Raw genomic sequence first — 21769 nt, forward strand, 5'->3', positions numbered from 1 at the left:
GCTGATGTTCGTCTGCCTGTGCAACGGCGTCACCAGCCAGACCGTCGCCGAATGCGTCGCCGCCGGGGCGTCCACGACCAAGGAGGTCGCCCAGGCGTGTGGGGCCGGCGCCGATTGCGGGCGCTGCCGACGCACCGTGCAGGCGATGCTGCGCTCGTCGACCCCGGACCGGTCCGGGCGCCCGCGCTAGGCTTTTGAGCGGCGCGCGTTGCCCTCCGGCGACATGGATCCGACGAGTTGGCCGAGCAGACGCGGGATCTCCAGCCGCGGCAGGACCACCTCGACGAACACCATGCGGTCCCGATGCTGCGCCGCCGCGGTGAACGCGTCGTCGAGTTCGCCGTAGGTCTGCGCGCGGAACGTCAGGTGGTTGGAAACCCCCAGCGCGCGAGGGACGTCGGTCCAACTCCAGCTCACGATGTCGTTGTAAGGGGCCGTCTTTCCGTGGATGGCCCGTTCGACGGTATAGCCGTCGTTGTTGACGACCACGATGACCGGGGACAGTCCCTCGCGGGAGAAGATGCCGAGTTCCTGCACGGTCAGCTGCGCCGCGCCGTCGCCGATCAGCAGCACCGTCCTGCGGTCCGGATGCGCCACCGCGGCCCCGACCGCCGCGGGCAGCGTGTAACCAATTGAACCCCAGAGCGGTTGGCCGATGAAGGTGACGCCGTGCGGCAACCGATGATCCGCCATTCCGTAAAACGAGGTGCCCTGGTCGGCCAGCACCACGTTGCCCGGCGTGAGCGCGACGCACAGCCGGTCCCAGACCATTTGTTGGGTGAGTGGTTGATCGCGCGGCGGGGGCGGCGGCAGGGGCTCGGCCGGCGGGGCCTGCACGGGGGGCGACGTGATCCCGCGCCGGACCAAGATGTCGGCCAGCGCCTCGAGCGCGGCGCCCATCTCCATCGGCGCGAAAACCTCACCGGCCACACTGCTTTGGTACTGCCCGACGTCGATGGTCCGCGCCGGGTCGATCCGCTGGCTGAAGAAGCCGCTGACCATGTCGGTGAACACCACCCCGGCCGTCACCAGCACCGGCGCGTCCTCGATCGCCGCGCGCACCCTTTCCGCGCTGGCCGAACCGGCGTATATGCCAAGGAAATTGGGGGAGCTCTCGTCGAGCAGGCTCTTTCCCCACATCAACGTGGCGTGCGGCACCACGTCCGCCGCCAGCAACGCCTCGAGCTCCTTGACGGCTTGCAGCCGGTGCACCAGCAGGTCGGCGAGGACGGTCAGCTGATGATCGCCGATGAGTTGGGTCGCGGCCTCGATGAACAGCGACAGCGCGCGGGGGCTGGTGCCCCCGGTGTAGCGCGGCAGCGGCGCGTCGGGCGGTTCGGTGGGGAAGCGGGCCACGTCGGTCGAGAGCAGCAGGTACCCGGGCCGTTTTTGTTCGCGCACCTCCGAGAGCACCCGATCGATCTCTCGGCACGCCGTAGCAGGCATGAGATTCGCCTGGGCGCAAGTGATTTCGCGGCTGATCCGAAAGAAATGCTCGAAGTCGCCGTCACCGAGGGAATGGTGCAGCGCGCGGCGGGCGCCCTGGGCATCTTTGGACGGGCCGCCGACAATGTGCACGACGGGCACATGCTCGGCGTAGCTGCCGGCGATCGCGTTGGTGGCCGAGAGCTCACCCACCCCGAATGTCGTTACCACGGCCGACATTCCGCGCAGCCGACCGTACCCGTCGGCCGCGTAGCCGGCGTTGAGTTCGTTGGCGCTGCCCACCCACCGAATGGTCGGATGGGCGACGATGTGGTCCAGGAATTCCAGGTTGTAGTCGCCGGGAACGCCGAAGATCTCGGAGACACCGAGTTCGGCGAGGCGGTCCAGCAGGTAGTCACCGACGGTGTAGACGAGGGGATCAGTCACAAGCACGACGGTACGCCCGGTCCAAACCGTTCCGGCCGACACGCCGGTTCGCCTATTGTGCGGGCATGGCTATCAAAGAATCCCGCGACATCGTCATCGAAGCCGGCCCCGAGGAGATTCTGGACGTCATCGCCGACTTCGAAGCGATGCCCGAATGGTCGGACCCCCATCAGAGCGCGGAGATCCTCGAGACCGGGGACGACGGGCGGCCCAGCAAGGTGAAGATGAGGGTCAGGACCGCGGGCATCACCGACGAACAGGTGGTGGCTTACACCTGGAGCGGCAACGACGTGAGCTGGACGCTGGTCAGCTCGGGCCAGCAGAAGTCGCAGGACGGCAAGTACACCTTGGTTCCCCAGGGGGAGAGCACCCTGGTCAAGATGGAAATCACGGTCGACCCCAACGTGCCGCTGCCCGGCTTCGTGCTCAAGCGGGCCGTCAAGGGCACGATCGATTCCGCGACCAAGGCCCTGCGCGAGCGGGTGCTTGCGGTCAAGAAGGGCAATTAGTCGCGGTGACGAGCGAGGGTCCCCTGGCCGGGGTGCGGGTGATCGAACTCGGCGGCATCGGGCCGGGGCCGCACGCCGGGATGATGCTCGCCGACCTCGGCGCCGACGTGGTGCGCGTGCGCCGGCCCAGCGTGGCGATCGCGAGCGCGGCGAAGCCGGGCGAAGCGGGTCGCCACCAAGGGGGCGGGCTGACGATGCCGCCGGAGGACCGCGACCTGCTGCACCGCGGGAAGCGGATCGTCGACCTCGACGTCAAGTCGCCGCCTAAGGCGCTGCTGGACCTCGCCGCCAAGGCCGACGTGCTCCTCGACTGCTTCCGGCCCGGCACCTGCGAGCGACTCGGCATCGGACCCGAGGACTGCGCGGCCGTGAATCCGCGGCTGATCTTCGCGCGCATCACCGGCTGGGGGCAGCACGGTCCGGTGGCTCACACGGCGGGCCACGACATCAACTACCTGTCGCAGACCGGCGCGCTCTCGGCGCTCGGGCATCGGGACCGGCCGCCGACGCCGCCCCTGAACCTGGTCGCCGACTTCGGCGGCGGTTCGATGCTGGTGCTCCTGGGCATCGCCGTCGCGCTGTACGAGCGGGAACGGTCGGGCCGGGGCCAGGTCGTCGACGCCGCGATGGTCGACGGGGTCAGCCTGCTCGCCCAGATGATGTGGACCATGAAGTCGACCGGTTCGCTGCGCGACGAGCGCGAATCGTTCCTGCTCGACGGCGGCGCCCCGTTCTACCGGTGCTACGAGACCGCCGATGGCAAGTACGTCGCCGTCGGCGCCATCGAGCCGCAATTCTTCGCGGCGCTGCTCGACGGGCTCGGCCTGTCGCCCGACGAGGTGCCTGCCCAGCTCGACATCGGTTCGTATCAACGGATGTACGACGTCTTCGCGAAGCGCTTCGCCAGCCGGACCCGCGACGAATGGACGGAGGTCTTCGCGGGCACCGACGCGTGTGTCACCCCGGTGTTGACCTGGAATGAGGCGGCCGCCGACGAGCATCTGAACGCCAGGTCGACGTTGATCACCGCGCACGGCGTGAAACAGGCCGCTCCCGCGCCGCGCTTCTCCCGGACGCCGGCCGGACCGGTCGGGCCGCCGCCCGCGGCAACCACTCCGCTCGACGAAATCGGCTGGTAAGTAGAGATTTACGCGAACCCCACCCGCGGGTGGGGCGCTGGGGTTACTTTGTTCTGTAGTGGCCGTAAAAGCATCACGGGAATTCGTCGTTGACGCGCCGCCGGAAGTGGTCATGGAGGCGCTGACAGACGTCGGCGTCCTTTCATCCTGGTCGCCGCTGCACAAAGACATCGAAGTGATCGACCGTTATCCCGACGGGCTCCCACACCACGTCAAGACCAAAATCAAGATTTTGGGTCTGGTCGACAAAGAGATCCTGGAATACCACTGGGGTCCCGACTGGGTCGTCTATGACGCGAAGGGCACCGCGCAGCAGCACGGCCAGCACATCGAGTACAACCTCAAGCCCGAGGGCCTCGACAAGACGCGGGTGCGTTTCGACATCACCGTCGAGCCGGCGGGGCCCATTCCGGCGTTCGTCGTCAAGCGGGCCACCGAACGGGTTCTCGACGCCTCGGTGAAGGGGCTGAGCGAGCTGGTCGCGGGCGGTCGCGGATCGGGCGGTGCGACTTAGCCAGTGGCCGTACAAGCATCGTCGGAAATCGTCATCGACGCGCCCCCGGAAGCCATCATGGACGCGCTCGCCGACATGGACAACGTTCCGTCGTGGTCCGCGGTGCACAAGAAGGCCGACGTCATCGACACCTATCCGGACGGGCGACCGTGCCACGTGAAGATGACGATCAGGGTGATGGGCATCTTCGACACGCAGCTCCTCGAGTACCACTGGGGTCCGGACTGGATGGTGTGGGACGCCAAAAAGACCATCCACCAACATGGCCAGCACGGCGAGTACAACCTGACCCGCGAGGGCGACGACAAGACCCGGGTGCGATTCGGCATCACGCTCGAACCGTCGGCGCCGCTGCCCGAGTTTTTCATCAACCGGGTTCGCAAGAAGATCCTGCACGCCGCGCTGGAGGGACTGCGGAAGCGGGTTATGGGCCCCCCAGCGCCGCCAGGCGCCTGATTGCCTCGTCGAGGGTGGCCTCGCGTTTGCAGAATGTGAAGCGCACCAGGTGATTCCACACGTCGGCGTGGGGTGCCGCGGGATCGCAGAACGCCGACATCGGGATGGCGGCCACGCCGACCTTCTCCGGTAGCGCCGCGCAGAAGGCGGTGCTGTCGTCGTAGCCGAGCGGGCGCGGGTCGGCGCACAGGAAGTAGGTGCCGTCGCTTTCGTGCACCGCAAAGCCGATCTCGCTCAGCCCGGCGGCCAGCCGGTCCCGCCTGCCCTGCAGGGAGCGGCGCAGCTCGGCGACCCAGGCGTCCTCGGTGTCCAGCGCGAGAGCCACCGCGGGCTGGAACGGCGCGCCGCCGACGTAGCTCAGATACTGTTTGGCCGCGCGCACCCCGGCGATGAGTTGCGCTGGGCCGCAGGCCCACCCGATCTTCCACCCGGTGCAGTTGAACATCTTGGCCGCGCTGGAGATCGTGATGGTGCGCTCGGCCATGCCGTCGAAGCCGGCCAGCGGGAGGTGGCGGTTGGCGTCGAACACCAGGTGCTCGTACACCTCGTCAGTGATCACCAAAAGGTCTGCGGCCACCGCGATCTCGGCGATCGCGGTGAGATCAGTCGCGCTCAGCACCGTGCCGGTTGGGTTGTGCGGCGAGTTGACGATCAGCGCGCGGGTCCGTGGCGTCACCGCCCGGCGCAGGGCGTCGGCGTCCAGCGCGAAGCCGCGGCCGTCGGGCACCAGCGGCACCACAACCCGATGCGCGCCGGCCATCGCGACCACCGGCGAGTAGGAATCGTAGAAGGGTTCGATGAGCAACACCTCCGAGCCCGGCTCGACCAGCCCGATCACCGACGCGGCGATGGCCTCGGTGGCCCCGACCGTCACCAATATCTCGGTGTCGGGCTCGTAGGCGATCCCGAAGTGCCGCCGCCGATGGGCGGCGATGGCCTGGCGCAGCGGCGCGATGCCGATGCCGGGCGGGTACTGGTTGACGCCCGCGGCGATGGCGTCCTGGGCGGCCTTCAGCAGCGCGGGGGGCCCGTCCTCGTCGGGGAAGCCCTGGCCGAGGTTCACCGCGCCGATCCGCGCGGCCAGCGCCGACATCTCGGCGAAGACCGTCGTCGCGTAGGGCCGCAATCGCGACACCGTCATGGGGGACGAGCTTAAGGCCGCGCCCTTGGCGGGCTGCGCCTTGGCGGGCTTGTCACAGGCGCCACATTGGCCCCTGGCCGGGAGCTCCATCGGTTGTGCCTGCCTCAGAGCGACAATGCGCGCGGGTTCTTGGCGGTGTCGCTGTGAGGCGGGCAGTTCGCGCATCGGCCGGCGCAGAGAGTGGAGAGACTGATGTGACTAGCGCGGCCAATGCGGCCAAGTATCAGTGGCGAGTTGACTGCACCGTCGCGTCCGTCCTTCTGACCAGCAGCATTCCGCCCAACCAACAGGTTGGACGGGCGCCCTGTTAGGGTGGCCGGTACTGGACCTAGTGTTTTAGGACGGACCCAAACCAATCTTCGAAGAGGAAGTCGACATGTCCGAAGAAGCCTTCATCTACGAGGCGATCCGCACGCCCCGCGGCAAGCAGAAGAACGGGTCGTTGACCGAGGTCAAGCCGTTGAACCTGGTCGTCGGCCTGATCGAGGAGCTGCGCCGGCGCCACCCCGACCTGGACGAGAGCCTGATCAGCGACGTCGTATTGGGTTGCGTATCACCCGTCGGTGACCAGGGCGGCGACATCGCCCGCACCGCGGTGATCGCGGCCGGCATGCCCGACACGGTCGGCGGCGTGCAGCTCAACCGCTTCTGCGCCTCCGGCCTGGAGGCCGTCAACACCGCCGCGCAGAAGGTCCGCTCCGGCTGGGACGACCTGGTGCTCGCCGGTGGTGTGGAGTCGATGAGCCGCGTCCCGATGGGCTCGGACGGCGGCGCCATGATGGCGGACCCGGCCACCTCCTATGACGCCTACATCGTGCCGCAGGGCATCGGTGCCGACCTGATCGCGACCATCGAGGGCTTCTCCCGCGAGGACGTCGACGCCTACGCGCTGCGCTCCCAGGAGCTGGCCGCCGCGGCGTGGTCGGGTGGCTACTTCGCCAAGTCAGTGGTCCCGGTCCGCGACCAGAACGGCCTGCTGATCCTCGACCACGACGAGCACATGCGCCCCGACACCACGATGGAGGGCCTCGCCAAGCTGAAGCCCGCTTTCGAGGGGCTGGCGGCGATGGCCGGCTTCGACGACGTGGCGCTGCAGAAGTATCACTGGGTCGAAAAGATCAACCACGTCCACACCGGCGGCAACAGCTCGGGCATCGTCGACGGCTCCGCGCTGGTGCTCATCGGCAACGAGAAGGCGGGCACCTCGCAGGGCCTGACGCCGCGCGCGCGCATCGTGGCAACCGCCACCACCGGCGCCGACCCGACCATCATGCTGACCGGCCCGACGCCGGCCACCCAGAAGGTGCTCGACCGGGCGGGGCTGACCGTCGACGACATCGACCTGTTCGAGTTGAACGAGGCGTTCGCCTCCGTCGTGCTCAAGTTCCAGAAGGACCTGAACATCCCCGACGAGAAGCTCAACGTCAACGGCGGCGCCATCGCGATGGGCCACCCGCTGGGCGCCACCGGCGCCATGATCCTGGGCACCATGGTCGACGAACTCGAGCGCCGCAATGCGCGTCGCGCGCTGATCACACTGTGCATCGGCGGCGGCATGGGCGTCGCGACCATCATCGAGAGAGTGTAGGGCCGAAAAATGACAGTAGAGAACACCATTCAGTGGGATAAGGACGCAGACGGCATCGTCACGCTGACGCTGGACGACCCCACCGGGTCGGCCAACGTGATGAACGAGCACTACAAGGAGTCCATGCACAAGGCCGTCGAACGCCTTGTCGCCGAGAAGGACTCGGTCACCGGTGTGGTGATCACCAGCGCCAAAAAGACGTTCTTCGCCGGCGGTGACCTCAAGCACATGATCACCGCGGGCCCGGAGAACGCCGGCGAGGTCTTCGCCGAGGTCGAGGACATCAAGCGTGACCTGCGCACCCTGGAGACTCTCGGCAAGCCGGTGGTGGCCGCCATCAACGGCGCCGCGTTGGGCGGCGGCCTGGAAATCGCGCTGGCCTGCCACCACCGCATCGTCGCCGACGTCAAGGGCGTCCAGATCGGGCTGCCCGAGGTCACGCTGGGCCTGTTGCCCGGCGGCGGCGGCGTCACCCGCACCGTGCGGATGCTGGGCATCCAGAACGCCTTCGTGAACGTGCTCAGCCAGGGCACCCGCTTCAAGCCGGCCGCGGCCAAGGACAACGGCCTGGTGGACGAGATCGTCGGCAGCGTGGACGAATTGGTGCCGGCGGCGAAGGCGTGGATCAAGGCCAACCCGGAGGCGCACACCCAGCCGTGGGACGTCAAGGGCTACAAGATTCCCGGCGGCACCCCGTCGTCTCCGGCGCTGGCGGCCATCCTGCCGTCGTTCCCGTCGCTGCTGCGCAAGCAGCTCAAGGGCGCGCCGATGCCGGCGCCGCGGGCCATCCTGGCCGCGGCCGTCGAGGGCACGCAGGTGGACTTCGACACCGCCACCCGCATCGAGAGCCGCTACTTCACCGAGTTGGTGACCGGCCAGGTCGCCAAGAACATGATCCAGGCCTTCTTCTTCGACCTGCAGCACATCAACGGCGGCGGGTCGCGGCCGGACGGCATCGAGCCGGTCAAGATCAACAAGATCGGTGTGCTGGGCGCCGGCATGATGGGCGCCGGCATCGCGTACGTGTCGGCCAAGGCCGGCTTCGACGTGGTGCTGAAAGACGTCAGCATCGAGGCCGCGGAGAAGGGCAAGGGCTACTCGGAAAAGCTCGAGGCCAAGGCGCTCGAGCGGGGCAAGACCACCGAGGAGAAGAGCAAGGCGCTGTTGGACCGCATCACTCCGGCGGCCGACCCCGCCGACTTCAAGGGTGTCGACTTCGTGATCGAGGCGGTGTTCGAGAACCAGGACCTCAAGCACAAGGTGTTCCAGGAGATCGAGGACATCGTCGAACCCAACGCGCTGCTCGGGTCGAACACCTCCACGCTGCCGATCACCGGTCTGGCGAGCGGCGTGAAGCGGCAGGAGGACTTCATCGGGATCCACTTCTTCTCCCCGGTCGATAAGATGCCCCTGGTCGAAATCATCAAGGGCGAGAAGACTTCTGACGAGGCGCTGGCCCGCGTGTTCGACTACACGCTGGCCATCGGCAAGACCCCGATCGTCGTCAACGACAGCCGCGGCTTCTTCACCAGCCGCGTCATCGGCACGTTCGTCAACGAGGCGCTGGCGATGCTCGGCGAGGGCGTCGAGCCGGCGTCCATCGAGCACGCCGGCACGCAGGCCGGCTACCCGGCGCCGCCGCTGCAGCTGTCCGACGAGCTCAACCTCGAGCTGATGCACAAGATCGCCACGGCCACCCGCAAGGGCGTCGAGGATGCCGGTGGCACCTACGAGCCGCACCCGGCGGAGGCCGTCGTCGAGAAGATGATCGAGCTCGGCCGCCCGTCGCGGTTGAAGGGCGCGGGCTTCTACGAGTACGTCGACGGCAAGCGCACCCAGCTGTGGCCGGGCCTGCGCGAGACGTTCAAGTCCGGTTCGTCGCAGCCGCCGCTGCAGGACATGATCGACCGGATGCTGTTCGCCGAGGCGCTGGAAACCCAGAAGTGCCTCGACGAGGGCGTCCTGACGTCGACCGCCGACGCCAACATCGGGTCGATCATGGGCATCGGATTCCCGCCGTGGACCGGTGGCAGCGCGCAGTTCATCGTCGGCTACCAAGGTGCCGGCGGAACGGGCAAGGACGCCTTCGTGGCCCGGGCCCGCGAGCTGGCCGCCAAGTACGGCGACCGCTTCCTGCCGCCGGACTCGCTGACCTAACCTTCGCCACAGACGCAAAAGCCCCCGAAACCTTATGTTTTCTGGGGCTTTTGCGTCTGCTCGCGCTCAGAGTGCCGCGGCGATTCGGCGCCATTGCTCGCGCGGGAACGCGCTCGGGTCGGCCAGCAGCACCTGGACGCAGACGTGGTCGGCGCCGGCCGCCTGATGCTCGGCCACCCTGCGCATGACGGCGCCTTCGTCGCCCCACGCGATGATCGCGTCGAAGAGCCGGTCGCTGACCTGCGCCAGGTCGTCCTCGGTGAACCCGCTGCGCAGCAGGTTGTTCGCGTAATTGGGCAACGCCAAATACGCACGCAGCCAATCGGTTCCGATGCGGCGCGCCTCGTCGGCGCTGTCACACAGGATCACGGTTTGCTCCGGCAGCAGCAGCGGGCCCTCGCCCAAAGTCGAACGGGCGGAAGCGGTGTGGTCGGGGGTGACGAGGTAGGGATGCGCGCCGCGGGCGCGCGTCGCCGACAGTTCGAGCATCTTCGGACCGAGCGCGGCGAGCACGCGGGCCGCGGCGGGTACGGGATGCGGTGCGGCGTCCAGCCCGTCGAGGAACGACGCCGTCGCCGCCAGCGGCTTGCGGTACCGGCCGGGCTGGCCGGCGTCGATCAGCGGGGCGTGGCTGACGCCGATCCCCAGCAGGAAACGGTCGCCGTGTTCAGCGGTCAGGGCGGCATAGGAGTCGGCGACATCGCCGGCCGCGTGCATCCAGAGATTGAGGATCCCGGTGGCGATCACGGTCCGCGCCGTCGCAGTCAGCAGCCGCCCCACCGCGTCGAACACCGGCCCGCCCACGTCGGGGATCCACAGCGCGGTGAAGCCAAGCTCGTCCAATTCCGATGCAGCGTCCGCGATTTCGGCGGCATCGCCGTAGCGCAGCTGGCTGCTCCAGATACCCACACCGGCAAGGTCCACCGGCGATCATCCCCTTCGCGTCAAACTTCGACTTCGCTGTAGTCGGGCACCCGCATCGAGTCGTACATGCGCACGCCCTTGGTGTTCAGCCTCGCCAGCGACCTGGAGAGCGACCCGGGCATCAACGAGATCAGTTGGACCCCACGGGTTAACGCCCAGACACCCGCCCGGGAGCCGGGGATGATGGTCCTGGCGGCGCCCCGCGCGAAGGACCGGCTGCGATGCACCGGTTCGCGCATCTGAAGCTCGTAGGCCGCGAACGCGCGCAGGTGATCGCCGTCGGCCCGGGCGAGTTCGCCGGCCAGCACGTAGGCGCCCAGGACGGCGAGGCTGGTGCTGCCGCCGACAGCGGGGCCGGGGCAGTACCCGGCATCTCCGACCAGGGTGACCCGTCGCCGCGACCAGATGTTCATCCGCAGCTGGCTGATCGCGTCGAAGTAGAACGTCGGCGTCCGGTCGATTTCCCCCAGCCAGTCGTCCACCTGGGGATGCATCCCCGCGAAAGCGTCGCGCAGTAATTCCTTCTGCCGCAACGAATCCCGATAATCGTAGTCGAGCTCCTCCTTGCTGCGGAACATGAACACCAGCCGGGCGTCGTCCAGATGATCCGCGGTGTAGACGGCCACGAGCCGACCGACGCCGATGTGGCCGAGCATCTCGCCGGGGACGGCCAGCGTCTTGGGCGCCGACACCACCGCCAGGTAGCCGCCGATGAAGCGGGTGAGGCCGGCTTCGTCGCCGAAAGTTATCCGCCGGACATTGGAGTGCAGCCCGTCGGCGCCGACAATGACGTCGAAGCTGCGGGCAGGCGAGCGCTCGAAGGTGACCTCGCCGTCGGGCTCGATCGCCGTGATGGAGTCGCCGAAGAGGTATTCGACGTCGTCGCGGCCGGCGTCGTAGTAGACCTCACTGAGGTCGTCGCGCATGATCTCCACGTGCCGATCGGATGCGATGCCGACCAGCTTGGTGAGGTCGACCTCGGTGGGCTGGGGCCGGCCCTCCCGATACATCGTCAGGCGGTCGGTTCCCGTGGCGAGTGCCTCGATGCGGGGCAAGACGCCCATCTTCGCCGAGATCTCCATCGCCGGGCGGAACAGGTCGACGGCGTGGCCGCCCGTCTTGCGCAGCGTCGCCGCGCGCTCGACCACGGTGACGTCGAAGCCATGGCGGGTAAGCCAGTACGCCAGCACCGGCCCGGCGATGCTGGCACCGGAGATCAGAACCCGCATAGCGGGTAAGCCTAATGGCCGGTACTGGCGCGGGGAGCAGCGCTAGTTCTGGTCCTGAGCGTTCTGGGTGAAGATGTCGCCCGAGGTCTGGCCGTTGTCGTTGACGAAATTCGTGTCGTCGGTGGCGAAGGGCGCTGTGGCCGACGGGCCGGATGCTGCGTCGGTCGCGGTCTTGCAAGGCGGCGAGGCGATGAACAGTGTGAGCGCCGCAATGGCCGCGGCACCCGCGAAGATCAGTCGGAGCGCACGGACTTTGCGGTGGCGAGCGTGCCCGAGGTTTGTCATGCGTCATGTCTAAGGCCCGGTTGTCGGCGACGGCTGGGCCCACGCTATGCATCGCCTATGAGGTGCAGTTGTCGCCGGGCTAAGTTTGATTGCCCGCTTCCTCCTCGGTCCGTTCCGGGCCGCATCGTCACCGGGCTAGGTTTGATTGCCCGCTTCCTCCTCGGCCCGTTCCGGGCCGCATCGTCACCGGGCTAAAGTCCCTTGCTATGCGCTTCGGTCTCTTCATTCCGCAAGGCTGGCGGATGGATCTCGTCGGCATCGAACCCGAAAAACACTGGGCAGTGATGCGCGAGTTGGCAGCCCACGCCGACAACGGCGCATGGGACTCGCTGTGGGTCTACGACCACTTCCACACCGTCCCGATGCCAACGGGCGAGGCCACTCACGAGGCGTGGTCGCTGATGGCGGCTTACGCGGCGACGACGTCGCGGATCAAACTCGGTCAGATGTGCACGGCGATGAGCTACCGCAATCCGGTGTACCTGGCCAAGGTGGCCGCGACGGCCGACATAATTTCCGGCGGCCGGATCCAGATGGGAATCGGCGGCGGCTGGTACGAACACGAGTGGCGCGCTTACGGTTACGGATTCCCGTCGGCCAAGGTGCGGTTGGCCCGGCTGGACGAGGGCGTACAGATCATGCGCGACGCCTGGCGCGACGGCAAGGCCAGCTTCGATGGCGAGCACTACCAGGTCGACGGCGCGATCGTCGCCCCGAAGCCTTTGCAGAACAACGGCATACCGCTGTGGATCGCCGGGGGCGGGGAGAAAGTGACACTGCGCATCGCCGCGAAATACGCGCAGTACACCAACTTCACCCCGGAGCTCGAGGCGTTCGCCCACAAGTCGTCGGTGCTGGAAGGGCATTGCCGCGAGGTGGGCACCGACTTCGGGGCGATCGTGCGTTCGGTGAACGTCAACGCGATCATCGGAACATCGGACGACGACGTCAAGGATCGGCTGCGCCGCGTGCGCGACCGGTTGGTCGGCTATGTGCCCGAGGCCGCCGCCGATGCGATGATCGCCGGCACCACCGGGCCGGACTCGGCGGTGGGCACCGCGGAACAGGCGATCGAACGGCTCCAGAAGATCCGCGACCTGGGCTGTGAGTACGCGATCTGCTATTTCCCGGAGGCCGCGTACGACCGTTCGGGCGTCGAGCTGTTCGAACGGGAAGTCATCCCCGCGCTGAGCTAGATGTCGGTGGTCGCGTACCGCGTCTTGACGGGGGGCGCGGCGAGCAGCGGCGGCAGTTCGGCGATCTTGCCCTCTCCGGCCCGGAAGGCGCGGTAGGCCTCGTCGTGCTCGACCGTGTCCCAGAGTTCGTAGACCACCCAGTGCGCGTCGTCGTCCTCGTCGACGAGCACGTCGGTGACGAGGTTCCCGTCGAAAGCCCGGGTGACTTGCAGCGCCCGGCCCATGACCTCGCGCGCCGCGGACACCGACTCGGGCTTCAACCTGAGTTCGAGCAGCACCGTGACCGGCATAGTGGTCTCCTTATCGTCGACTCGGGGCTCCGACACCATAACGTGTCGGCGACGGTCACACCCGCCCCACCAGTCTCTCGCCGAGGCGATGTCCCCTGTGCCCGCCTCATAGCGACAATGCCAGGGGAGGCGGCAGACCGCGGACAGGGTTGTCGCTCGGAGGCGGGCAAAACGTCGACCGCCTCCGCCAGGGGCTGTGGGCCGCATTTCCGAAAGAGATCCGGATAGGCGACAATGAGAATGCGGTTTCCACTTTTCGGAAAGCTGTTATACGGTTCAGTTGGCATTGTTCCGTTCGGACGCTGGAGGATCCTCAATGCAGAAGGCGCTGGCCCCTGAAATCTCCACCTGGCCCGACGAGAACCCGCAGCTGATCGGGAGTCGCTGCGGCAACTGCGGTGCCACGACCTTCCCGGTGCAGCAGTGGTGTCCACGCTGCAGCGGCGGTGAGATGACCGAGTTGCTGTTGCCGCGCCGCGGCACCCTGGTGGCGTGGACCACCCAGGGCTTCCCGCCCGGCGCCCCCTACGCCGGCCCGACCGGCAACGATTTCGTGCCCTTCGGCGTCGGCTTGGTGCAGCTGGGCGACATCATCCGAGTCGAGGCGCGGCTGACCGAAAACGACCCGGCCAAGCTGCAATTCGGTCAAGAGGTCGAGCTGACCATGGTGCCGTTGACCACCGACGACGAGGGCGCCGAGGTCATGACGTTTGCGTTCCAGCCGGTGTAGTGGCGATCGCGAGCGCGGCCGTGGCGATCGCGAGCGCGGCGAAGCCGGGCGAAGCGGGTCGCCACCAGAAGGCGGAGCCGGGTGAAGCGGGTCGCCACCAATAATCAAAAGGAGTCTGAGATGACTAACGACGTTGCCATCATCGGTGTGGGCCTGCACCCGTTCGGCAGGTTCGACAAGACCGCGATGCAGATGGGGGCCGAGGCCATCCAGTCCGCGCTGGCCGACGCCCACGTGGAGTGGAAGGACATCCAATTCGGCTTCGGCGGCAGCCACGAGGTGTCCAACCCGGACGCGGTGACCCGCCTGGTCGGGCTGACCGGCATCACGTTCACCAACGTGTTCAACGCCTGCGCCACCGCCGCCAGCGCGATTCAGCAGACCGCCGACACCATCCGGCTGGGCAAGTACGACCTCGGTATCGCGATCGGGTTGGACAAGCACCCGCGCGGCGCCTTCACCGACGACCCCGCCAAACTGGCCCTGCCGCAGTGGTACGCCCAGAACGGGCAGTTCGTCACCACCAAGTTCTTCGGCATGAAGGCCAACAAGTACATCCACGACCACAACATCTCCCAGGCCACGCTGGCCAAGGTGGCGGCGAAGAACTTCCGCAACGGCGCTCTAAATCCGAATGCGTTCCGCCGCAAGCCAATTCCCGAAGAGGAGATCCTTAACTCTGCCGTCCTCAACTACCCGCTGACGCAGTACATGTTCTGCGCGCCCGACGAGGGCGCCGCCGCGGTGATCATGTGCCGGGCCGACATGGCGCACAAGTACACCGACAAGCCGGTGTATGTGCGGGCCTGCGAGATCCGTACCCGGCGTTATGGCGCCTACGAGGTGCACGCCACCTTCGCTCCCCTGGACGAGGATGTCTCCCCGACGGTGTACGCCGCCAAGGCGGCCTACGAGGCCGCCGGCATCGGGCCCGAGGACGTCGACGTGGCCCAACTCCAGGACACGGACGCGGGCAACGAGGTCATCCACATGGCCGAGACCGGCCTGTGCGCCGACGGTGAGCAGGAGAAGCTGCTGGCCGACGGCGCCACCGAGATTCACGGCTCGATGCCGGTCAACACCGACGGCGGGTTGATCGCCAACGGCGAGCCGATCGGCGCGTCCGGCCTGCGGCAGATGCACGAGCTGGTGCGTCAGCTGCGCGGCGAGGCGGGCGAGCGTCAGGTGCCCGGCAACCCGCGCGTCGGCCTGGCCCAGGTGTACGGCGCACCCGGTACGGCTTCGGCGACGATCCTGTCGCTCTAGCGATTGGCTCGCGGTTAAATCGCCGGGCCCAGTAGGTCGTCCGCGTCGCGGATGATGTAGCCGTAGCCCTGCTCCGCGAGGAAGCGCTGCCGGTGCGCCGCATAATCGGCGTCCAGGCTGTCGCGGGCCACCACCGAATAGAACATGGCGCCGCCGCCGTCGTGCTTGGGCCGCAGTAACCGGCCCAGCCGCTGGGCCTCCTCTTGGCGCGAGCCGAAGGTCCCCGAAACCTGCACGGCCACCGACGCTTCCGGCAAATCGATGGAGAAGTTCGCCACCTTGGACACCACCAGGGTGGACACCTCGCCGCGGCGAAAGGCGTCAAACAACGCCTCCCGTTCCTTGGTTCGCGTCGACCCCTGGATCACCGGGGCATTGAGCTCGGCGCCGAGTTCGTCGAGTTGATCGAGGTAGGCGCCGATCACCAGCGTCTGCTCGCCGGGATGCTTTTCCAGAATCGACTTGACCACAGCGATTTTGGTGTGCACCGTCGAGCACAGCCGGTATCGCTCTTCGGGTTCGGCGGTGGCGTACATCATCCGCTCGTTGTCGGTCATGGTGACCCGCACCTCGACGCATTCCGCCGGCGCGATCCAGCCCTGCGCCTCGATGTCCTTCCACGGCGCGTCGTAGCGCTTCGGGCCGATCAGGGAAAACACGTCGCCCTCGCGGCCGTCTTCGCGGATCAACGTGGCGGTCAGGCCAAGTCGCCGCTTGGACTGCAGGTCGGCGGTCATCCGGAACACGGGTGCCGGCAACAGGTGCACCTCGTCGTAGATGATCAATCCCCAGTCGCGACTGTCGAAGAGCTCCAGGTGACGGTATTCGCCCTTGGTGCGCCGGGTGATCATCTGGTACGTCGAGATGGTGACGGGCCGAATCTCCTTGCGCTCGCCGGAGTATTCGCCGATCTCGTCCTCGGTCAGCGAGGTGCGCGCGACGAGCTCGCGTTTCCACTGCCGGGCGGCGACGATGTTGGTGACCAGAATCAGCGTCGTCGCACCGGCTTTGGCCATCGCGGCCGCGCCGACGAGTGTCTTGCCGGCGCCGCAGGGCAGCACCACCACCCCGGAACCGCCCGCCCAGAACGAGTCGGCGGCCAGCTGCTGGTAGTCGCGCAGGTGCCAGCCGTCCTGCTCGAGGCTGATCGGGTGCGCCTCACCGTCGACGTAGCCGGCGAGATCCTCTGCGGGCCAGCCGATCTTGAGCAGCATCTGCTTGACCCGGCCACGCTCGCTGGGGTGGACGACGACGGTGTCCTCGTCGATTCGCGCACCAAGCATCGGCGCGATCTTCTTGTTGCGCAGCACCTCCTCGAGCACCGCGCGGTCGAAGCTGACCAGCGTCAGGCCGTGCGCGGGGTGCTTGACGAGCTGCAGCCGGCCGTAGCGGGCCATGGTGTCGACGATGTCGACCAGCAGCGGTTGGGGCACCGCGTAGCGGGAGAAGCTGACCAGCGCGTCGACGACCTGTTCGGCGTCGTGGCCGGCGGCGCGGGCGTTCCACAGCGCAAGGGGCGTGATGCGGTAGGTGTGCACGTGCTCGGGCGCCCGCTCCAGTTCGGCGAACGGCGCGATGGCGGCGCGCGCGGCGCCGGCCAGCTCGTGATCCACTTCGAGCAGCACCGTCTTGTCGGACTGCACGATCAATGGTCCGTCGGACATGTGACCCATTATCCGGACTCCGCCGACACCACCGACGTGATGCGGTGGATGGCGAAGTCGCGGAGCCGGCCCGACGCCGAATCGAAGGCAACCAGCTGACCGCCCCGCACGGAGATCGGCGACACGACCCGCTGGGTGGCCACGCCGGCGGCGTCGAGGTAGCCGATCACCAACGTGTCCTGGTCCTTGGCCGCACGCTGCAACATCGACATAGTGACCGCGGGGTCGACGCGGATATTCCCGAACGGCGCGGCGGTCACCTTGCGCAGCACCGAGACCACGGCGTTCAGCGTCTCGCCGCTGGGGCGCGGCGCGGGCCGGTAGGGCCGCCGCTGCTGCGGGGTGGGCACCCTCGCTCCGCGAGGTCGGACGTCGACGATCGAACCGGAGGAGTCCTCGGCGGCCGGGGCAAAGCCCGCCTGCCGCAACCTGACGAGCACCTCGGCGATCGGCGCCGGCGACACCGCGACCGTCGGCGCCAGCGCGCGCAACTGCAGGTCCTCCGCGGCCGCGACGGCCTGGGCGAGCAGCACCGGGTCCTCGCACCGCACGAACGATGCGGCCATGCCGATTCGGAGCTGGCCATGCCGACGGGCGACGTCGTCGATGAGGTACGTGAGCCCTTGCGGCACCGGGGTTTTGGAGTGCTTGGTGAAGATGTCGTGCATCCAGTCGCGGGTCTTGCCGATGTCGAGGGCGTGCCGGATGGACTGCTCGCTGATGCGGTACACCATCGCCGTGCCGGCCGATTCGACGGTGGCGACGGTGGCCAAATCCTCGGCGAGGTCGCGTTGCAGTGGGCCGGGCACCACGACGGTCAGGTCGGCCTGCAGCAGGAAGTGGTCGATCGGTGCGGGCATCGCGCGCGTCATCGCCTGCACGGCGAGCTCCGGGTCGCCGGCGTCGTCCAGCAGCGCTCGCCCGGGCGTGCTGAGCGCTCCGCGACCGACCAGGCCCAGCGCGTGGCATTCGGTCAGCAGATCGGAAACGGGTTGCGGCTGCAGCCGTCTGGCCCAGCGCGGACGGCGCCAGATCAACGCGGCCGAGGCGGTGACGGCGTCGACACCGGCCCCGGGCGGCAGCTCGGACAGCATGCCCAGCAGCAGTCGCCGGTCCAGCGGCGCGGCCGTCGAGTATAACGAATCAGTCAGGGCGCCATAGGGTTTGGCGTCGGGACCGCGGGTGCCGATTAACGCGGGACGGCCCGGCAGGTCGAGCCAGGTGCCGGCCAGCAGGTGCCAACGCTCGGCGGCGGTCATCGCGGAGAATCGCTCGGTGGCCGCTGTCGGCGCCCAATATGGTCCCTCGCCCTCGGTGGGTTCCGGGTCGGGCATGCCGCTGGCGATCAATCCGGCCGCGGCGGCGACCTCGAGGATCAGGCCCAGGCGCGCTTCCTCGACGCCGGTCGTCTTGGCCAGCCGTTTGAGGTCGCGAATTCCCAGTCCGCCGCTGCGAAGCTCGGAAACGGGTGCGGCGCCTAGGGTTTGAAGCAGCACGTCGAACTCGCGAAGCAGGTCGATGACGGCTCCCGCGGCGACCGCGTCCACGTCGTCCGCGGTGGTGGTCGACACCACCGGGTCGGGGGCCGTCAGCTGCATGGGGCCGGGGTCCTCGCCCCGCAGCACCTGCCCGACGTGCCGGGGCAAGATCACGGTCTCGGCGTCGATGCGCCGCAGCAGACCCGTCGCCAGCAGCTGTGGCACCGGGCGATCCGCCGGGGCGCCGGGGGCGGCGTCGCGGGTGCGGCCCATCGGCGAACCCTCGAGCAGCTTTTGCAGGACGTCGAGCTGGGCCTGGTCGAGGGCGTCGATGAGGCCGGCGATTTCCTCGCCGGTGCGGGAGCTGTCCTCGAGCGTGACCTGCCCCGGGTGCCACGGCAGGGCCGTGCCGGCGTCGGCGGCCACCCGCACCGCGGCTTCGCCCCAGACCAGCGCGCGCTGCCGCAGGTCGTCCAGCGCGCCGAGCACGTCGGCTTCGGGGGCCCGGTCGCCGATGAGCGCGAGCAGCTTGGTGATTTGCACCGGGGCGGAATCGGCCTGCAGCACCAGCAGCGCGTCGAGCACCGCCAGCCGCAAGAAGTCCAGGTCGTCGGTGGCGGCCTTGACCGACTGGCGCGCCTGGGCGCGCGCGGCCAGCGCCGCGATGCTGCCAGGCGGGGGCTGCGCGAGGTCTGGCCGGAGTTCCAGCAGTCGGATCAGCCGCTCGTCGGGCAAGTCGGCCAGCCAGGACCCCAGTGGGATGTCCGGGGTGTTATCGGTCATTGCTGACCAGCGTAAAGCAGTCCTCGCGACCCGCTGGTATGCAAATCCCACGGTCAGCGTGGCCTTGCGCCGCGGGCGTTGGCGCCACCTGTCAGAATGGACCCCGTGGCTGACTCTGCTGAAGGCAAGGCGCGCAAGACCAACTACGTCGACAACGGCTGGCCGACGACGGACCCGGACGACCACGCCGTGAGCGAACTGGTGAGCGACCGGACGGGTGCGCTGTCACCCTTCGGGGAGCTGGTCTTCCCGTTGCCCGCGACCGACCTGCCCTACGTTCACCCGGTCACGGTCGTCAACCGATAACCCATGGCTGGGGCCCCAGAGGCCGCCAAGGCCTCGGCAGGCACGCTCTCGCACCTGGACGAGCGGGGCGCGGCGCACATGGTCGACGTCACGGAAAAGGACGCCACTCGGCGTACCGCCGTCGCGGCGGGCGCCCTGCGCACGTCGCCGGAGGTGGTGGCGCTCGTCTCGACCGGTGGCCTGCCGAAGGGCGACGCGCTGGCTACCGCGCGGGTGGCGGGCATTCTGGCGGCAAAGCGCACCAGCGACCTGATCCCGCTCTGCCATCAGCTTGCGCTCACCGGGGTGGACGTCGATTTCACCGTCGGCGAGTCGGACATCGAGATCACCGCGACCGTGCGCAGCACCGACCGCACGGGCGTGGAGATGGAGGCGTTGACCGCCGTCAGCGTGGCAGGGCTCACGCTGTACGACATGATCAAAGCTGTTGACCCGGCCGCCCGTCTCGATGACATCCGGGTGCTTCGCAAGCAGGGCGGCAAGACCGGAACCTGGGAGCGGTGATGGGCACGCGATCCGCACGAATAATCATCGCCTCGACGCGTGCGTCGTCCGGCGTGTACGACGACCGATGCGGGCCCATCATCGCGGAATGGCTTGAACAGCATGGTTTTTCGCCCGTGCAGCCTGAGGTGGTGGCCGACGGGGAGCCGGTCGGTGAGGCGCTGCGTGGGGCGCTCGACGCCGAGGTCGACCTGATCATCACCTCGGGGGGCACCGGTATCTCGCCCAGCGACGTCACCCCGGACCAGACGGTCGCGGTGCTGGACTACATGATCCCCGGGCTCGCCGACGCGATTCGCCACTCGGGCCTGCCGAAGGTGCCGACGTCGGTGCTGTCGCGCGGCGTATGCGGTGTGGCCGGCCGCACGCTGATCGTGAATCTGCCGGGATCACCCGGCGGGGTGCGCGACGGGCTCGGCGTGCTCGCCGACGTGCTCGACCACGCACTCGACCAACTCGCCGGCGGGGATCACCAGGGATGACCCGCGTTCTGCGCGCCGCCATGACTGAAGAGCCGATCGTCCTGGCGGAGCACGAAGAGCTGGTGGGCCATCAGTCGGCCGGGGCGATCGTCGGCTTTGTCGGCATGATTCGCGACCACGACGGTGGGCGCCGGGTGGTGCGGTTGGAGTATTCCGCGCATCCTTCGGCCGAGCAGGTGCTGGCCCAGGTCGTCGGCGAGGTCGCCGAGTTGTCCAGGGGGGTGCGCGCGATCGCGGCCAGCCACCGCATCGGCGTGCTGCACATCGGGGAGGCGGCGCTGGTGGCCGCGGTGGCCGCCGACCATCGGCAGGAGGCGTTCGACACCTGCGCGCAGCTGGTGGACACCATCAAAGCGCGGTTGCCGGTGTGGAAGCACCAGTTCTTCGACGACGGCACCGAGGAATGGGTGGGCTCAGCCTAGAGACGACCCGGGCGCCCTCCCGCAATCGGCAGGTTTAGCGGGAGAGCGCCGGGCGTCTGGGATAAGTGGAGGCGTCAGCTGGCCTGGGGCGGCTGCCCCAGGGCGTCCAGCGCGTCGTTCCCGTGGATGTCGGCGCCGCGGATCGCTTCCAACAATTGCTGGGTGAAGCCCACGTCCGCAGTGCGGGGTGAGTCGGCCGGCGGCGGCACATCCGCGGGCGGCGCGGGCGGCACGGCGTCCGCGGGAGGCGCCGGGGGCGTCGCGTCCGCCGGGGGCGGCGTCGGTTGGCCGAACGACGTCAGCGTCACCGGCGGGGCCGGGTCGGCGGGCGGCGGGGGAGGAGGCGGAGGCGCGTCCGGCGGCGGGGCGTCCGCGGGCGGCGGAGCCAGCGGCGGCAAGCCGTTGAGGCCGGGCAAATCGATCGGGTTGTCCATGCCCGCGGGTGCGGGCGCGGGAACCTGGCGTGGAGTGGGGCCCGACAGCGGACCGCCGCACACGGGCCACGCGCCGCGACCCTGGGTCGCTAGCACGCGCTCGGCGACCGCGATCTGCTGTTCCCGGGTTGCCATCTCGGCCGACGGGGCGAATTCGCCGCCGCCGTGCGAGGCCCAGGTGCTCGAGCTGAACTGAACACCGCCGTGGTAGCCGTTGCCGGTGTTGATTCCCCAGTTGCCGCCGGACTCGCAGCGGGCTACCTGGTCCCATTCGCCGTCGGTGGCCGCGGCGGCCTGGCCGGCCAGGGCGATGCTGCCGCCACCAAGAACCGCCCCGGTGAAGGCGATCTTGGCGACGCTGATGCTGGATGTTGTGGGCTTACGGTGACGTCCACTCATA

General features: G+C 68.5%; 23 protein-coding genes. 14 read left to right on the forward strand and 9 right to left on the reverse strand.

Going from position 1 to position 21769, the window contains the following annotated elements:
- Positions 1-4: 4 nt before the first annotated feature.
- Complete coding sequence (locus AC5Y4S_RS27740; RefSeq protein ID WP_500035762.1) at positions 5-190, forward strand: (2Fe-2S)-binding protein; 186 nt, start codon at positions 5-7, stop codon at positions 188-190.
- On the opposite strand, the gene AC5Y4S_RS27745 is transcribed toward AC5Y4S_RS27740, so the two are convergent.
- On the reverse strand, positions 187-1878 hold the full coding sequence (locus tag AC5Y4S_RS27745; protein ID WP_500035763.1) for an alpha-keto acid decarboxylase family protein: 1692 nt from the start codon (positions 1876-1878) through the stop codon (positions 187-189). The genes AC5Y4S_RS27740 and AC5Y4S_RS27745 overlap by 4 nt on opposite strands.
- Before the next feature lie 59 nt (positions 1879-1937).
- On the opposite strand from AC5Y4S_RS27745, the gene AC5Y4S_RS27750 reads away from it, so the two are divergent.
- From AC5Y4S_RS27750 to AC5Y4S_RS27765, 4 genes are read left to right on the forward strand one after another with little or no spacing between them, the layout of a single operon-like run.
- Positions 1938-2381, forward strand: a complete 444-nt coding sequence (locus tag AC5Y4S_RS27750) for an SRPBCC family protein (RefSeq protein WP_500035764.1) — start codon at positions 1938-1940, stop codon at positions 2379-2381.
- Positions 2382-2386: 5 nt separating this feature from the next.
- Positions 2387-3520: a CaiB/BaiF CoA transferase family protein gene (locus AC5Y4S_RS27755; protein ID WP_500035765.1), complete on the forward strand. Its 1134-nt coding sequence runs from the start codon at positions 2387-2389 to the stop codon at positions 3518-3520.
- 58 nt (positions 3521-3578) lie between these two features.
- On the forward strand, positions 3579-4034 hold the full coding sequence (locus AC5Y4S_RS27760; RefSeq protein ID WP_068113331.1) for an SRPBCC family protein: 456 nt from the start codon (positions 3579-3581) through the stop codon (positions 4032-4034).
- A gap of 3 nt (positions 4035-4037) precedes the next feature.
- Positions 4038-4490 (forward strand): SRPBCC family protein, encoded by a 453-nt coding sequence (locus AC5Y4S_RS27765; protein WP_500035766.1) that lies wholly within the window; start codon positions 4038-4040, stop codon positions 4488-4490.
- Here the strand turns inward: AC5Y4S_RS27765 and AC5Y4S_RS27770 are convergent.
- A complete protein-coding gene (locus tag AC5Y4S_RS27770; RefSeq protein WP_500035767.1) occupies positions 4459-5631 on the reverse strand; it encodes a pyridoxal phosphate-dependent aminotransferase in 1173 nt (390 codons plus the stop codon). The genes AC5Y4S_RS27765 and AC5Y4S_RS27770 overlap by 32 nt on opposite strands.
- A gap of 376 nt (positions 5632-6007) precedes the next feature.
- Between AC5Y4S_RS27770 and AC5Y4S_RS27775 the strand changes: the two genes are divergently transcribed.
- Together AC5Y4S_RS27775 and AC5Y4S_RS27780 are read left to right on the forward strand one after the other, a co-directional pair.
- Positions 6008-7219 carry an acetyl-CoA C-acetyltransferase gene (locus tag AC5Y4S_RS27775; RefSeq protein ID WP_500035768.1) on the forward strand — a complete coding sequence of 404 codons (1212 nt, stop codon included), beginning with the start codon at positions 6008-6010 and terminating at the stop codon, positions 7217-7219.
- 9 nt (positions 7220-7228) lie between these two features.
- Entirely contained in the window at positions 7229-9376 is a 2148-nt protein-coding gene (locus AC5Y4S_RS27780) for a 3-hydroxyacyl-CoA dehydrogenase NAD-binding domain-containing protein (protein ID WP_500035769.1), read from the forward strand.
- Positions 9377-9442: 66 nt separating this feature from the next.
- Here AC5Y4S_RS27780 and AC5Y4S_RS27785 read toward each other — a convergent pair whose 3' ends face one another.
- Genes AC5Y4S_RS27785 through AC5Y4S_RS27795 form a run of 3 tightly spaced genes read right to left on the reverse strand, consistent with a single transcriptional unit; the run spans position 9443 to position 11814 of the window.
- Positions 9443-10300: an LLM class F420-dependent oxidoreductase gene (locus tag AC5Y4S_RS27785; RefSeq protein ID WP_500035770.1), complete on the reverse strand. Its 858-nt coding sequence runs from the start codon at positions 10298-10300 to the stop codon at positions 9443-9445.
- Between the two features lie 20 nt (positions 10301-10320).
- Positions 10321-11529 (reverse strand): FAD-dependent monooxygenase, encoded by a 1209-nt coding sequence (locus AC5Y4S_RS27790; protein WP_500035771.1) that lies wholly within the window; start codon positions 11527-11529, stop codon positions 10321-10323.
- 42 nt (positions 11530-11571) lie between these two features.
- A complete protein-coding gene (locus AC5Y4S_RS27795) occupies positions 11572-11814 on the reverse strand; it encodes a hypothetical protein (RefSeq protein ID WP_500035772.1) in 243 nt (80 codons plus the stop codon).
- Positions 11815-12020: 206 nt separating this feature from the next.
- On the opposite strand from AC5Y4S_RS27795, the gene AC5Y4S_RS27800 reads away from it, so the two are divergent.
- Positions 12021-13010: an LLM class F420-dependent oxidoreductase gene (locus AC5Y4S_RS27800; RefSeq protein WP_500035773.1), complete on the forward strand. Its 990-nt coding sequence runs from the start codon at positions 12021-12023 to the stop codon at positions 13008-13010.
- Here AC5Y4S_RS27800 and AC5Y4S_RS27805 read toward each other — a convergent pair.
- Entirely contained in the window at positions 13007-13300 is a 294-nt protein-coding gene (locus AC5Y4S_RS27805) for a putative quinol monooxygenase (protein ID WP_068187291.1), read from the reverse strand. The two genes, AC5Y4S_RS27800 and AC5Y4S_RS27805, sit on opposite strands and share 4 nt — an antisense overlap.
- 316 nt (positions 13301-13616) lie before the next feature.
- Here AC5Y4S_RS27805 and AC5Y4S_RS27810 point away from each other — a divergent pair, with 316 nt between their 5' ends.
- Together AC5Y4S_RS27810 and AC5Y4S_RS27815 are read left to right on the forward strand one after the other, a co-directional pair.
- Positions 13617-14030, forward strand: a complete 414-nt coding sequence (locus AC5Y4S_RS27810) for a Zn-ribbon domain-containing OB-fold protein (RefSeq protein ID WP_067152828.1) — start codon at positions 13617-13619, stop codon at positions 14028-14030.
- Positions 14031-14150: 120 nt separating this feature from the next.
- The gene (locus AC5Y4S_RS27815; protein WP_500035774.1) at positions 14151-15296 is read left to right on the forward strand and encodes a thiolase family protein; all 1146 of its coding nucleotides are present in this window, start codon (positions 14151-14153) and stop codon (positions 15294-15296) included.
- A gap of 14 nt (positions 15297-15310) precedes the next feature.
- Here AC5Y4S_RS27815 and AC5Y4S_RS27820 read toward each other — a convergent pair whose 3' ends face one another.
- Both AC5Y4S_RS27820 and AC5Y4S_RS27825 read right to left on the reverse strand, forming a co-directional pair.
- On the reverse strand, positions 15311-16960 hold the full coding sequence (locus AC5Y4S_RS27820; protein WP_500035775.1) for a DNA repair helicase XPB: 1650 nt from the start codon (positions 16958-16960) through the stop codon (positions 15311-15313).
- Positions 16961-16968: 8 nt separating this feature from the next.
- A complete protein-coding gene (locus AC5Y4S_RS27825) occupies positions 16969-19221 on the reverse strand; it encodes a helicase-associated domain-containing protein (protein ID WP_500035776.1) in 2253 nt (750 codons plus the stop codon).
- 105 nt (positions 19222-19326) lie between these two features.
- On the opposite strand from AC5Y4S_RS27825, the gene AC5Y4S_RS27830 reads away from it, so the two are divergent.
- From AC5Y4S_RS27830 to AC5Y4S_RS27845, 4 genes are read left to right on the forward strand one after another with little or no spacing between them, the layout of a single operon-like run.
- Positions 19327-19527, forward strand: coding sequence for a hypothetical protein (locus AC5Y4S_RS27830; protein WP_173817347.1), 201 nt, complete (start codon positions 19327-19329; stop codon positions 19525-19527).
- A gap of 3 nt (positions 19528-19530) precedes the next feature.
- Entirely contained in the window at positions 19531-20031 is a 501-nt protein-coding gene (gene moaC / locus AC5Y4S_RS27835; RefSeq protein ID WP_068107508.1) for a cyclic pyranopterin monophosphate synthase MoaC, read from the forward strand.
- On the forward strand, positions 20031-20513 hold the full coding sequence (locus tag AC5Y4S_RS27840; protein WP_068107510.1) for a MogA/MoaB family molybdenum cofactor biosynthesis protein: 483 nt from the start codon (positions 20031-20033) through the stop codon (positions 20511-20513). The genes moaC and AC5Y4S_RS27840 overlap by 1 nt, the downstream gene beginning before the upstream one ends.
- Positions 20510-20935: a molybdenum cofactor biosynthesis protein MoaE gene (locus AC5Y4S_RS27845; RefSeq protein ID WP_068107512.1), complete on the forward strand. Its 426-nt coding sequence runs from the start codon at positions 20510-20512 to the stop codon at positions 20933-20935. Before AC5Y4S_RS27840 ends, AC5Y4S_RS27845 begins: the two co-directional genes overlap by 4 nt.
- A gap of 74 nt (positions 20936-21009) precedes the next feature.
- Here AC5Y4S_RS27845 and AC5Y4S_RS27850 read toward each other — a convergent pair whose 3' ends face one another.
- A complete protein-coding gene (locus tag AC5Y4S_RS27850; RefSeq protein ID WP_500035777.1) occupies positions 21010-21768 on the reverse strand; it encodes a transglycosylase family protein in 759 nt (252 codons plus the stop codon).
- Position 21769: the final 1 nt, after the last annotated feature.

The organism is Mycobacterium sp. NGS64 (assembly GCF_059812245.1).

Excerpts from the sequence above, each read along its gene's own strand:
- AC5Y4S_RS27775 (WP_500035768.1), top strand. The coding sequence starts at position 6,008 with ATGTCCGAAGAAGCCTTCATCTACGAGGCGATCCGCACGCCCCGCGGC.
- AC5Y4S_RS27750 (WP_500035764.1), top strand. The coding sequence starts at position 1,938 with ATGGCTATCAAAGAATCCCGCGACATCGTCATCGAAGCCGGCCCCGAG.
- AC5Y4S_RS27815 (WP_500035774.1), top strand. The coding sequence starts at position 14,151 with ATGACTAACGACGTTGCCATCATCGGTGTGGGCCTGCACCCGTTCGGC.
- AC5Y4S_RS27850 (WP_500035777.1), bottom strand. The coding sequence starts at position 21,768 with ATGAGTGGACGTCACCGTAAGCCCACAACATCCAGCATCAGCGTCGCC.
- AC5Y4S_RS27845 (WP_068107512.1), top strand. The coding sequence starts at position 20,510 with ATGACCCGCGTTCTGCGCGCCGCCATGACTGAAGAGCCGATCGTCCTG.
- AC5Y4S_RS27825 (WP_500035776.1), bottom strand. The coding sequence starts at position 19,221 with ATGACCGATAACACCCCGGACATCCCACTGGGGTCCTGGCTGGCCGAC.
- AC5Y4S_RS27840 (WP_068107510.1), top strand. The coding sequence starts at position 20,031 with ATGGGCACGCGATCCGCACGAATAATCATCGCCTCGACGCGTGCGTCG.
- AC5Y4S_RS27790 (WP_500035771.1), bottom strand. The coding sequence starts at position 11,529 with ATGCGGGTTCTGATCTCCGGTGCCAGCATCGCCGGGCCGGTGCTGGCG.
- AC5Y4S_RS27820 (WP_500035775.1), bottom strand. The coding sequence starts at position 16,960 with ATGTCCGACGGACCATTGATCGTGCAGTCCGACAAGACGGTGCTGCTC.
- AC5Y4S_RS27800 (WP_500035773.1), top strand. The coding sequence starts at position 12,021 with ATGCGCTTCGGTCTCTTCATTCCGCAAGGCTGGCGGATGGATCTCGTC.
- AC5Y4S_RS27740 (WP_500035762.1), top strand. The coding sequence starts at position 5 with ATGTTCGTCTGCCTGTGCAACGGCGTCACCAGCCAGACCGTCGCCGAA.
- AC5Y4S_RS27770 (WP_500035767.1), bottom strand. The coding sequence starts at position 5,631 with ATGACGGTGTCGCGATTGCGGCCCTACGCGACGACGGTCTTCGCCGAG.
- AC5Y4S_RS27805 (WP_068187291.1), bottom strand. The coding sequence starts at position 13,300 with ATGCCGGTCACGGTGCTGCTCGAACTCAGGTTGAAGCCCGAGTCGGTG.
- moaC (WP_068107508.1), top strand. The coding sequence starts at position 19,531 with ATGGCTGGGGCCCCAGAGGCCGCCAAGGCCTCGGCAGGCACGCTCTCG.
- AC5Y4S_RS27810 (WP_067152828.1), top strand. The coding sequence starts at position 13,617 with ATGCAGAAGGCGCTGGCCCCTGAAATCTCCACCTGGCCCGACGAGAAC.
- AC5Y4S_RS27795 (WP_500035772.1), bottom strand. The coding sequence starts at position 11,814 with ATGACAAACCTCGGGCACGCTCGCCACCGCAAAGTCCGTGCGCTCCGA.
- AC5Y4S_RS27780 (WP_500035769.1), top strand. The coding sequence starts at position 7,229 with ATGACAGTAGAGAACACCATTCAGTGGGATAAGGACGCAGACGGCATC.